The sequence below is a fragment of the Pseudomonas sp. LjRoot71 genome (assembly GCF_964253255.1).
Classification (GTDB): Bacteria; Pseudomonadota; Gammaproteobacteria; order Pseudomonadales; family Pseudomonadaceae; genus Aquipseudomonas.
On the sequence record NZ_CAXURA020000001.1, the window covers coordinates 4,090,302 to 4,102,247 of the forward strand.

The window sequence follows — 11,946 nt, forward strand, 5'->3', positions numbered from 1 at the left end:
TGTACGATCAGCACCGCAGTCCAACGGATTCTTCAAGAACCTACTTACGATCTGCTGCGCGTCGGCCCTGCTGCGTTAAAAACAGGCTCGGAATGCTCATGTACAACTCGTACACTCCGCTTCCTCGCCTGTTTTTGTCTTGCATGGCTCTAGCTCGCGAAATCGTAAGTAGGTTCTAAGCGAGGCAAGCATGAGCAAAGGGCAGGTTGCGGGTATTGACGGGGATCAATACGTGCAGGGGCAGGGTGAGGGCGCGTGGCTGTGGGATCGCCCGCTTGGTGAGACGCGCGCTACCTTGATTCTTGCCCATGGCGCCGGTGCGCCGATGGACAGCGAGTTCATGCAAACCATGGCGCAAAGCCTTGCCGTGCGCGGGATTGCTGTAGTGCGCTTCGAGTTCGCCTATATGGCGGCGCGGCGTCTGGACGGCAAGAAACGCCCGCCCAATCCACAGGCCAAACTGCTTGAGCAGTGGCGTGAGGTGTACCGTCAGGTGCGCCAACAGGTCGCAGGGCCGTTGGCGATTGGCGGCAAGTCCATGGGCGGGCGCATGGCCAGCCTGTTGGCCGATGAATTAGAGGCGGATGCGCTGGTGTGCCTGGGTTATCCCTTTTACGCCGTCGGCAAGCCGGAAAAGCAACGGGTGGCGCACCTGGCCGAGCTGCGTACACCGACCCTAATCATTCAAGGTGAGCGCGATGCCTTGGGCGATCGGCAGGCCGTGGCGGGCTACACGTTGTCTGAGGCGATCACACTGCACTGGCTGACAGCCGGCGACCATGACCTAAAGCCGTTGAAAAGCTCTGGGTTTAGCCACCCGCAGCACCTGCAGGCTGCGGCCGAGGCGATTGCGGCTTTTCTGGGCTAATAGACTCGGCTACTTGTCCTACTAAATTACTAGGACTTTGCCGGCGCGGGTGAGTGGCGTACACTGCGCCCATGTTTGCGAGGAGTTGCCATGAGCACCATTACCATTACCGACGCTGCCCACGATTATCTGGCTGATCTGCTGAGCAAGCAGAGTACCCCGGGCATCGGCATTCGCGTGTTTATCACTCAGCCGGGTACCCAGTACGCGGAAACCTGCATTGCCTACTGCAAGCCGGGCGAGCAGAAGGCCGAAGACACTGCACTGGGCCTGGCCAGCTTCACCGCCTGGATCGATGCTGTCAGCGAGCCGTTTCTGGAAGACGCCGTGGTTGACTACGCCACCGACCGCATGGGTGGTCAGCTGACCATCAAGGCTCCGAACGCCAAGGTGCCGATGGTCAACGAAGACAGTCCGATCAACGAGCGCATCAGCTACTACCTGCAAACCGAGATCAATCCGGGGCTGGCCAGCCACGGTGGTGAGGTCAGCCTGATCGATGTGGTTGACGATGGTATTGCCGTGCTGAAATTCGGCGGCGGTTGCCAGGGTTGCGGTCAGGTTGACCTGACGCTCAAGGAAGGTATCGAGAAAACCCTGCTTGAGCGCATTCCCGAGCTCAAAGGTGTACGTGACGTGACCGATCACAGCATCAAGGAAAATGCCTACTACTGATCAGTAGGCGCTCCAATAAAAATGCCCGCGCTCTGCGGGCATTTTTTATGCTGCTGGCTATTTGATAAAAAAGCCCCCCACAACAGTCGCAGTCAACGGAAGATTGGCTGTCCAACTCAGCCTGGTGGGAGGGGCTTTAGTCGCGATAAGGCCAACGAGGTCACGGCTTAGCACGGCCTTTGCGCCGCTCAAGCACCTCGGTAGCCCGTGCGCGCAGCTGCCCGCAGCCGCCATCGATATCCTGGCCGGCGCTGTTGCGCACCTTGGTCAGCACGCCACGGCTGTGCAGGTAGCGCACGATCTGCACGATGCGGTCACCATCAGGGCGCTGGAATTCATCGGCTTCCAGGCTGTTGTAGGGGATCAGGTTCATGATCGCGTACTTGCCCTTGAGCAGACGCAGGATGCCGTCCATTTCCTCCTGGCTGTCGTTGATGCCCTTGAGCAGCGTCCATTGGTACTGGATCGGGTAATCGATCTGCCGCGCGTAGGTTTCGCCCAGCGCGACCAGCTCTTCAGGATCAATACGCGGCGCGCGCGGCAGCAGGGTCTGGCGCAGCTCGGCATCGGTGGTATGCAGCGACAGCGCCAGGGCCGGCTTGATCTGCTGCTGCGGCAAACGCTCGAACACCCGTGGGTCGCCGACGGTGGAGAACACCAGGTTGCGCTGGCCGATACCGCCTTCGGTGCCGAGCAGGTTGATCGCTTCGAGCACGTTGTCGAGGTTATGCGCCGGTTCGCCCATGCCCATAAACACCACTTTCTTCACGGGGCGAAAGCGCCGCGCCAGAGCCACCTGGGCGACGATCTCGGCAGTGCTCAGCTGGCGCAGCAGGCCGCTCTTGCCGGTCATGCAGAACACGCAGCCCACCGCGCAACCGACCTGGCTGGAGACGCACAGGCCATCGCGTGGTAGCAGTACGCTTTCCACCATCTGCTTGTCGGCCAGCTCTACCAGCAGCCGCGCTGAACCATCGCCGCCGGGGTGTTCAGAACTGAGGCGCGCCAGGCCATCGAGTTCGTTGCTGATTTCGGGCAGGGCATTGCGCACCGCCAGTGGCAGAAAATTCTCGGTTTTCTGGTTGCGCGTGCCGGTGTCCAGTGGCACGCCGCGCAGCCAGGCACGGGTAATGCGCCCGATATGCATGGGTTTGGCACCGAGGTCGGTCAGGCGTTGCTGAAAGTCGTGAATATGCATGGGGCGCGCATGCTACCACCGGCGTCGGCGAAACGGCAGCCAGTGCACAACAGCCTGGCTGCCGGGCCGACCGGCGTAGTTCGGCTAGTCGAGAATCAAACGCTTGCGGATGGTCGAGCCTGCCTCTTCACCGGGCCAGCACAGGTCCACGGCCACTTCGTATTGGCCACCGGCTTGCCGGCGCACGCGCAACAGCGAGAAGTTCTTGTTGCCGGTCAGGGCAAACAGGCGTTCGCCAAACACGCCTTTGCTGCCCTTGAGCTCACCGCCCGCGCTGATGCCGAGCATGCTGGCAGCCGGTGCAGGTTTGCGCGAGATGGCGCTGGAGGTGAGCTGGTACACGCGGGCTTTGCGGTAACGCTCGTGGGTCAGGCGATAGGCGGAGGCGCAGTGCACGTCACCGCTGAGAAACACCAGCAGCTTGCCCTGGCTGTCCAGGCGGTCGAAAACGTTGCGCAGCAGCACCGCGCGTTCACTCCAGTTGCTCTTGTGGTCCCACTCATCCATGAAGTCGTCCTTGACGCTGCCCAGGTCGGCATAGTTGACCAGCGTATCGACCCAGTGCAGCAGCGGCACCGGGGTTATCACGAACAGCACGGCGCAGGCCGGGTTGTCTGCAGCGGCCTGCAGCCAGTTCTGAAAGCGGCTCATCTGCGCCTTGCCGAGCAGCAGGTAGGGATCGCCCTGTTTTTCCACATCATGGTGACCGCGCACATCCAGGGCGTAGAAGGCGGCAGGGCCATGGGCGAAGGAATAATCCCACTGGCAGTTATCCGGCTCGTCAGCGTCGTAGGCTGTCTGGGGATTGTGGCTGTGCTCGTATTCGTAATAGGCGCGGCAGGCGGCCTTCCACATCAGGTTCACCAGCATCTTGTCGACACTTGGCTGGTTTTCATTGAACAGCCGCGCGATGCGCTTGAGGCGTTCTTTTTCGGTAAACGAGCCCCAACCATCCATGATCTCGTGGTCGTCCCAGATCATGTACTGGGGGAAGCGTTCATACACCTGTTGCAGCGCCCCGACATTCCAGTACACCCGGTAGTACCAGCGGTAGATGTCCAGCAGGTACTCGTAGAGGCCAGCCTGGTCGTAGCCACGGCCCTTGCGGTAACGCTCCAGCAGAGCCGGTTTGTTGTCCTTGAGCCATTTCCAGATGTCCGGGAAGCCCAGCTTGGCATTGGTATCGACATAGATCTGGTCACCACCGCCAATCACGAAGTCGGCCTTGAGGTCGTTCAGCTGTTCGAGAAAGTTCGGCCAGGCTCCAACATCACCGCCCGCGTTGATATGGTCGTGGCAGCTGTAGAAACCAAAAACGATTTCCTCCGGATTGGCCGCCAGGGTGCGGAATTGACGAGGTGTGCCATAGCCCAGCTCGGTGCGCCGGCTGACCTCCTTGCGCTCGGTCATCACCGCATAGAAATAGCGTGTCGCTGGCTCCAGATCGGCCACGTCGAAGCAGTGGGTCAGGTTGCTGGCGTAGCTGAAGTCATGGCTCAGCACCGCGCAGGGCTGGATGGCCTGTTTTTGCAGAAAGGCGGCAATGTCGTGTTCACCCAGGCGCTTGAGGTCGCCACTGAACGGTTGTTTGGACACCACCAGGGTCCATTGGCCGGGTTCGTAGAGGCGTATCCAGATACGCGCACTGTGCGCGGTGGTGTGGCCGATGATGCTGGCGCTGTAGAGCTTGCTGGCGTAGAGCTCGTTGGCGCGTGGGTCAAGCAAGGTCATGGTGGGGCTCCTGAAGTCGAGGGAGAAGGTCAAACGCTCGACAACTGGATTCCAATAACCGTACCGGACACTGAGCGATTACTTACCTGGGCTGTATAGAGTGAAAGCCCGGCGCTGACCAGCCTGGGTGGCGCAGATTGTGTAACGGCTCGCGTCTCGACCCGGCCCCGTTGGCCGTGGATGCCCAGGCGGCATGCTATAGTCGCGGCTTTGTCGCCTACGCAGCCTGAGACAGCAGATGAAATTCATACACCAGCGCGAGCACCTCAACGAAGACGATATCGTCGTGATCGAGTGCTCGCAGACCTGCAACATTCGCCTGATGAGTGATGCCAACTTCCGCAGCTTTAAAAATGGCGGCCGGCATACCTATCACGGTGGCGCGTTCGACAGCTTCCCGGCGAAGATCACCGTGCCCAGCAGCGGCTTCTGGAATATCACCATCGACACCGTGACCCGCCGCGCCATCAGCGTGACGCGCAAGCCGACGCTCAAGCATTCGATCAAGATCATCCGCAAGTCGACCTCGCGCCTGAGTTGAGCACTGCTTGACCGGTGTTGCACAAAAAAGCCCGCCTCACTGCGGGCTTTTTTGTGCAGTTTTCCTGGTCTAGGCCGGTTTGTCGGCTGTCGGGCGAACCACCAGCCACAGGGCGACGGCGATCAGCACACCGCCATACAGGTACGCCCAGGACAGCGGCTCATCGAGCAACAAGGCGCCCCAGAGTACGCCGAAGGGCGGGATCAGGAAGGTGGTGGTGCTGGCCTTGATCGGCCCAATATCACTGAGCAGGCGGAAATACAGCACGTAGGCGAATGCCGTGCAGATAAAACCCAGACAGGCCAGCGACAGCCAGACCTCCAGCCCGCCCCAGCTGGGTGGCGCCTGCACTACCAGTGAGCCGACAAACCAGGGCAGCAGAAACAGGCTGGCACCACACAGGCTGGCAAAAGCCGTCAGGCGATTGTCCAGGCCGCCTTGCTGACCAATCCAGCGGCGGGTGAGAAAACCGGCAACGCCATAGCAGGCCGTCGCCACCAGGCAGGCGGCCGCCCCCAGCAGCAGGTTAAGGTCGAATTCCACCGGGCCGGTGCGGGTCAGCACCGCCACCCCAAACAGGCCGATGGCCACCCCGGCCGCCTTGCTCAGGGTCAGCGCCTCGGCGAAGAACAGCATGCCGATCAGCACGCCCATCATGGGCGTGGTGGCATTGAAAATCGCCGAATAGCCGGCCGGCAGTACCAGCGCGGCCATGCAATACATGGCCGAGGGTAGACCGGCGTTGATCACCCCAAGCATCAGGCAATGCTTGAGCTTGCCGCTGAAATCCCAGCGCACGCGCATCAGCAGGAGAATCACCAGCAGGCCGAGCATGCCCAGGCTGGCGCGGAAAAACGCGGTCGGCATGCTGCCCAGTACCGGCGCGACGATGCGCATGAAGAGAAAGCTGGCGCCCCAGATGGCAGCAAGCAACAGCAGACGGCTCAGGTCAGCAAGGCGCACAACAGACTCCACAACAGCGAAACAGGCCCAGCAGTGTTGCCGGGCGCGCCTGCCAAGGCAATCCGAAATACGCTTTCAAAGTACTGAATTGGCAATATTTCGTCGTAGATAAGCGCCTATCCATGCATTGCCGGCTTTTACTTGGCGCGGCCACTGGATAAGCTCGGCGGATTATCCGCATTTCTTCTGTAGGGGTTCGTTTATGCCACAGCAATGGCCGGCCAGCGCGATTGCCGCACTTATCCTCGAAGGCTTCGACGATTACCGCGAGCAGTTCCGGCAGATTACCAACGGGGCGCGGGTGCGTTTCGAACAGGCTCAGTGGCAGGAGATCCAGCAGGCATCTGCGGCCCGGATTGCCCTCTATGAAGAGTATGTTACGGCGGTCAGCGAGCGCCTGTGCAAGGCTTATGAGGCCGATGTGCTGCTGGATGTGGAGCAGTGGCCGCTGGTCAAATCGGCCTATATCGCCCAGATCGACCTGCGCTATGACGACGAACTGGCGGAAACCTGGTTCAACTCGATCTTCTGCGGCCTGTTCAGCCATGATCAGATCAACGATGGCTGCATGTTTATCCACACCACTCGTCCGTCGCTGCGGGTCAATGAGCGTGCCCCGCAAACCCGCGTGTACGAGCCCAAGGGCGATGTAGAACCGGCGCTGCGGCAGATTTTCGAAGATTTCAGTTTCGAAGTCGGCTACGAAAACCTTGAGCGTGACCTCGCGCGCCTGCTCAAGCAACTGCGCGACAGCCTGCCGGACTGGGTGTGTAAAGACCCTGATCTGCGCATTGAGCTATTCGCCTCGCGCCTGTACCGCAACAAGGGCGCCTACCTGGTGGGGCGTATCTACACCCGTGACGAGCAATGGCCGCTGGTGATCCCGTTGCTGCACCGCGAGGGGCAGGGCATTCAGATCGATGCGCTGATTACCGATGAAGCCGAGGTGTCGATCATCTTCTCCTTTACCCGCTCCTACTTCATGGTGCGGGTCGGCTATCCGGCGGAATTCGTCGGCTTCCTCAAACGCATCCTGCCGGGCAAGCACATTGCCGAGTTGTACACCTCGATCGGTTTCTACAAGCACGGCAAATCGGAGTTCTACCGCTCGCTGATCAACCACCTGGCCACCACCGACGACAAGTTCGTCATGGCCCCAGGAGTGCGCGGCATGGTGATGAGCGTATTTACCCTGCCGGGCTTCAACACCGTGTTCAAGATCATCAAGGACCGCTTCTCGCCCTCGAAGAACGTCGACCGCGCCACGGTGATCGAGAAGTACCGCCTGGTGAAAACCGTCGACCGGGTAGGGCGCATGGCCGACACCCAGGAATTTGCCGATTTCCGCTTCCCGCTGAGCAAGTTCGATCCCGAATGCCTGGCGGAATTGCTGGAAGTGGCGCCGTCCACCGTCGAGGTCAATGGTGACACAGTGCTGGTACGCCACTGCTGGACCGAACGGCGCATGACTCCGCTCAATCTGTATGTGGAAAGTGCCAGCGAAGCTCAGGTGCGCGAGGCGCTGGATGACTATGGCCTGGCGATCAAGCAGCTGGCGGCAGCCAACATCTTCCCCGGCGACATGCTGCTAAAGAACTTCGGCGTGACCCGCCACGGCCGTGTGGTGTTCTACGACTACGATGAGATCTGCTTCCTCACCGAAGCCAACTTCCGGCGTATTCCGCCACCGCGTTACCCCGAGGATGAAATGTCCTCCGAGCCCTGGTACTCGGTGGCCCCACTGGATGTGTTCCCCGAGGAGTTCCCGCCGTTTCTGTTTGCCGATATCAAGCAGCGCAAGCTGTTCAGCGAACTGCATGGCGACCTGTATGACGCCGATTACTGGAAAAGCCTGCAGGAGGCTATTCGTGCCGGCAAGGTGATCGACGTGTTCCCCTATCGGCGCAAGGACCAGGCCGACAAGGAGTATTGAGGCGCGTGCGTGTTACCTGGGCCGCCCTGACTGCCAGCTTGTGCCTGCTGGTGGAGCGCCCTGTGCTGCTGGCGGCCGAGGCTGAGGCTAATACGGTCGAACTCTCGCCGCTGCTGATTACCAGCCCGCGCAGCCATGTGCGCTGGCTGAGTACGCCAGCGGCGGTAACCGTGGTTGACGCATCGACTACTCAGGGCGAGCATTCCCTCGCCCTGGATTCGTGGCTGGCCCGCGTGCCCGGCGTGTTCAGCCTCAACCGCTACAACCTGGCCCAGGGCCTGCGTCCGGCCATTCGCGGTTTTGGCGCGCGCGGCAATTTCGGTGTGCGTGGGATTCGCGTGCTGGTCGATGGTGTGCCCCTGACCATGCCGGATGGCCAGACCGAGCTTGACGGCCTCGACCTCGGGCTGGTCGAACGCATGGAGGTGCTGCGCGGTCCCGCCTCGGTGCTGTATGGCAATGCCGCCGGCGGCGTACTGGCCATTGATACCCGCGAGCCGCCAAGCCTGCCGTTGATGCAACTGGACCTGAGTGCGGCGGGGCTGGGTTATCAGCGCCTGCGCGGCGAGTTGGGTGGCAGCGATGGCAATCTGGGTGGCCTGCTGGCTTTCAACAGCAGCCAACTGGACGGTTACCGTGAGCACAGCCGTGCGCAGACCAACAGTCTGACCGGCAAGCTGCGTTGGTATGCGCCTAACGGCCAACTGCGTTTGAACCTCAACGCCATCGACAACCGTGCCGAAGACCCTGGCGGCCTGACGGCGGCTGAGGTCAAGGCAGATCGCCGCCAGGCAGCAGCCGGCAACCTGCGCTTTGATGCCGATGAATATATCCGCCAGCAGCGCCTGGGACTGGTCTGGGATGGTTATGGCGCAGGGGCCGATCAGTACCAGTTGCGCAGCTACTTGGGGCATCGCGAGTTTGGCAACCGCCTGGGTTTTGAGCGAAATGGGCAGACCACCTTCGAACGTTATTTCACTGGCATAGGCGGGCAGTACAGCCATTACCGTGACGTGGCCGGTCTGGCGCATAAACTCAGCGCCGGTTTCGACCTGGAGGCGCAGCGCGATGAGCGGCAGCGCTACGACAACCTGTTCAGAGAGCGCGGCACGCTGCGCCAGCAGCAGGAGGAATCGGCGCTGAGCCAGGGGCTGTTTGTCGAGGATCAGATCGACCTCAGCGAGCAATGGCAGGCGACATTCGGGCTGCGCTATGACCGCGTGCGCCTGGCAGTGGATGATGCTTACCTGATCGACAACCGTGATGACTCCGGTTCACGGCGCCTGGCTGATTGGAATTACAGCAGCGGTTTGAGTTATCGCTTCAGCGCGCAGCAATCACTCTATGCACGCCTGGCCAGCTCGTTCGAAACGCCGACCATCAACGAGCTGGGTAACCCGCAAGGCGCAGGCTTCAACAGTGTCCTGCAACCGGCTCAGGCATTCAGCCGTGAACTGGGGATCAAGGGGGAGTGGCCCGCGCTGCGCTATGCCCTGGCGGTATACCGCATCGATCTGGAGGATGAGCTGGTCGCGTTCAGCTTTCAGTCTGGTCGCAATTTTTACCGTAACGCCGGGCAGTCAAGGCGCGATGGCGTGGAGTTGAGCCTCGACTGGCAGCTTGCCGATGCCTGGCGCTGGTCCCTGGCCTATGCCTACAACCGCTACCGCTTTATCGACTACCAGACCCAGACCCAGACACAGACCGAGGATTTTTCTGGCAAGCGTGTGCCGGGTATTCCGGCGCAGAGCCTGTTCAGTGAAGTGGCCTATGAGCATCAGGGTTTCTACCTGCGCCTGGGTGTCATGGCGCAGGCGCAGGTCTACGCCAATGATGGCAATACTCAGTCTGCCCCTGGGCATGCCTTGCTTAGCCTGCGGCTTGGCAAACGTCTGCAGGTTGCCGAGCAAAGCCTGGAGCCTTACCTGGGCATCGACAACCTGCTGGGGCGCGAGTACTTCGACAACCTGCGCATCAATGACGGCAACGCCCGTTACTTCGAGCCTGGCCCCGGACGCACCCTGTATGCCGGCGTGCGGGTGATGTTTTAACGGCTGTGCCAGCAGACTGCTCAGGCCTGAACTAGGCTGGAAACAGATGTGCATGCACCTGTCCGATGTTCTTGGCTGGAGGCAATGTTATGAGCGCCAAGTTGCAGACTGTCCTGCTGAACCTGTTGGTTGCCCTGGGCCTGCGCGAGCGGCCGCAGCTGCAACCAATCTCTGTGCGTAGCGACGTGCCCACGGCCCGCTCGACTGCACGTCGACACTGAGTCTTCCCTCTGAATGCAGCGGTCTGTCGCCAGGTCATACCTGACAGCAGCACGCTGTTACCTGCGAAAACTGCTCTGGATCAGTACTGTGTTTTTTAAAACAAGCATTTGCTAGCGCCTTTACCTGGCTGTGCTAGACCTACATCAGCAGTTATGTAAAAAGCTCAGACAGGGATAGCTTCAGATGCGCCAGAACCTCCCAGTAACCCAGCGGGAAAGAACGTTCCCTGAAAGCGAACGGCTGATTTCTACCACCGATCTCAACAGCATCATCACCTATTGCAACGACGCCTTTGTCGAGATCAGCGGCTTCACCCGTGAAGAGCTGATCGGCCAGCCACACAACCTGGTCCGGCATCCCGACATGCCGCCCGGTGTCTTCGCCCACATGTGGGACACCATCAAACAGGGCAAGCCCTGGATGGGCATCGTCAAGAATCGCTCAAAGAATGGCGACTTCTACTGGGTCAGCGCCTACGTTACACCTATCTATGAAAACGGCCGTATTGCCGGTTACGAGTCGGTGCGTTCACTGCCCGATGAAGCGCAGAAGCGGCGCGCTGAGAAACTCTATGCACGCCTGCGCGAAGGCAAATCACCCGTGCCCAAGCTGGAGTACTGGTTGCTGGATATCGTGCAGTCATGGCCACTGATTCTCACCGGGCTGATTATTCTTGCGTCGCACTTCGTGCTCAGTGGCCCCTGGCTCTGGGCTTTCATCTTTGCCGCGATGTTTGGCCTGGGTGCTTACCAGTCCTACGCCAAGCGCAACCTGATCCGGCAAACCCTGGCCGAGCATCCCAAGGCCTTTACTAGTTCACTGGTGGCCCTGACCTATACCGACAGCCGCGGTGCCCAGGCCTTGCTCGATATGGCCATGATCAGCGAGGACGCGCGTTTGCAGACCGCGCTGACGCGCATCGAAGATGCCGGCAACAATGTCAAGAAACATGCAACGCGCTCGGCGGATCTGTCGCGCTCCGGCGCCAAGATGCTGGATCAGCAGCGCAGTGAAACCGATCAGTCGGCGACGGCGATCAACCAGATGGCGGCCACTATCCAGGAAGTGACGCACAACGTGCAGAACACATCGCATGCCGCAGAAGAGGCCGACCGCCTGGCCAAGCAGGGCCTGCAACTGGCCAGCGGCAGCCTGGATTCGATGCAGCACATGGCGCAGGCCGTAGTCGACATCGGCCAGGCGGTGAATGACCTGGCCAACTCCACACAATCCATTGGCAGCGTGGCGGATGTGATCACCTCGATTGCCGAGCAGACCAACCTGCTGGCGCTCAACGCAGCGATTGAAGCAGCACGTGCCGGTGAACAAGGCCGTGGTTTTGCCGTGGTGGCGGATGAAGTGCGCTCGCTGGCATCGCGAACCCGTGAGTCAACCGAGCAGATTCACCAGATCATCTCGTCGCTGCGGGCCGGTGCCGAGCGGGCGGTGGTGACGGCAGGCAAGGGTGAGTCGATTTCCAGGCAGAGTGTCGAGAGCGTCGAGTCGGTGCGCACCGCCCTGGATGGCATCAGTGAGGCGGTGAGTCGTATCACCGGTATGAGCCAGCAGATGGCCTCGGCTTCCGAAGAACAGAGCCATGTCGCGGAAGATATCAGCCGGCAGATTACCCAGATCGCGCAGTTGTCCGACCGCAGCGCCGAGCAGGCGCATCAGGGCGCGCAGATTGGCCAGGAACTGGAGGACATGGCTGACTATCTGCACAGCCTGGCCGAACGCTTCAACCGTTGAATCAGGGCAACCGAC

At 60.7% G+C, this 11,946-nt stretch carries 9 protein-coding genes and 2 pseudogenes; 8 read left to right on the forward strand and 3 right to left on the reverse strand.

Annotated elements, in window-relative coordinates:
* Positions 1-190 precede the first annotated feature (190 nt).
* Both ACSQ17_RS19415 and nfuA read left to right on the forward strand, forming a co-directional pair.
* On the forward strand, positions 191-868 hold the full coding sequence (locus ACSQ17_RS19415) for an alpha/beta family hydrolase (protein WP_436070164.1): 678 nt from the start codon (positions 191-193) through the stop codon (positions 866-868).
* 90 nt (positions 869-958) lie between these two features.
* Positions 959-1,543 (forward strand): Fe-S biogenesis protein NfuA, encoded by a 585-nt coding sequence (gene nfuA / locus ACSQ17_RS19420; RefSeq protein ID WP_436070165.1) that lies wholly within the window; start codon positions 959-961, stop codon positions 1,541-1,543.
* Between the two features lie 160 nt (positions 1,544-1,703).
* Here the strand turns inward: nfuA and ACSQ17_RS19425 are convergent, their stop codons facing one another.
* On the reverse strand, positions 1,704-2,741 hold the full coding sequence (locus tag ACSQ17_RS19425; RefSeq protein ID WP_436070166.1) for an RNA methyltransferase: 1,038 nt from the start codon (positions 2,739-2,741) through the stop codon (positions 1,704-1,706).
* 84 nt (positions 2,742-2,825) lie between these two features.
* On the reverse strand, positions 2,826-4,472 hold the full coding sequence (locus ACSQ17_RS19430; protein ID WP_436070167.1) for an alkaline phosphatase D family protein: 1,647 nt from the start codon (positions 4,470-4,472) through the stop codon (positions 2,826-2,828).
* 238 nt (positions 4,473-4,710) lie between these two features.
* Here ACSQ17_RS19430 and ACSQ17_RS19435 point away from each other — a divergent pair, with 238 nt between their 5' ends.
* A complete protein-coding gene (locus tag ACSQ17_RS19435) occupies positions 4,711-5,013 on the forward strand; it encodes a DUF1883 domain-containing protein (RefSeq protein ID WP_257779465.1) in 303 nt (100 codons plus the stop codon).
* Between the two features lie 69 nt (positions 5,014-5,082).
* Here the strand turns inward: ACSQ17_RS19435 and ACSQ17_RS19440 are convergent, their stop codons facing one another.
* Positions 5,083-5,976, reverse strand: a complete 894-nt coding sequence (locus ACSQ17_RS19440) for a DMT family transporter (protein ID WP_436070168.1) — start codon at positions 5,974-5,976, stop codon at positions 5,083-5,085.
* 202 nt (positions 5,977-6,178) lie between these two features.
* Between ACSQ17_RS19440 and aceK the strand changes: the two genes are divergently transcribed.
* The 5 genes and pseudogenes from aceK to ACSQ17_RS19465 form a co-directional block, all read left to right on the forward strand.
* Complete coding sequence (gene aceK / locus ACSQ17_RS19445) at positions 6,179-7,909, forward strand: bifunctional isocitrate dehydrogenase kinase/phosphatase (protein WP_436070169.1); 1,731 nt, start codon at positions 6,179-6,181, stop codon at positions 7,907-7,909.
* 5 nt (positions 7,910-7,914) lie between these two features.
* On the forward strand, positions 7,915-9,960 hold the full coding sequence (locus ACSQ17_RS19450; protein ID WP_436070170.1) for a TonB-dependent receptor family protein: 2,046 nt from the start codon (positions 7,915-7,917) through the stop codon (positions 9,958-9,960).
* Between the two features lie 89 nt (positions 9,961-10,049).
* Positions 10,050-10,181, forward strand: coding sequence for a PA1414 family protein (locus ACSQ17_RS19455; protein WP_436070171.1), 132 nt, complete (start codon positions 10,050-10,052; stop codon positions 10,179-10,181).
* Positions 10,182-10,365: 184 nt separating this feature from the next.
* Positions 10,366-10,647: pseudogene (locus tag ACSQ17_RS19460) on the forward strand (PAS domain-containing protein); the annotation flags it as partial.
* A 315-nt stretch (positions 10,648-10,962) separates the two neighbouring features.
* Positions 10,963-11,931: pseudogene (locus tag ACSQ17_RS19465) on the forward strand (methyl-accepting chemotaxis protein); the annotation flags it as partial.
* Positions 11,932-11,946: the final 15 nt, after the last annotated feature.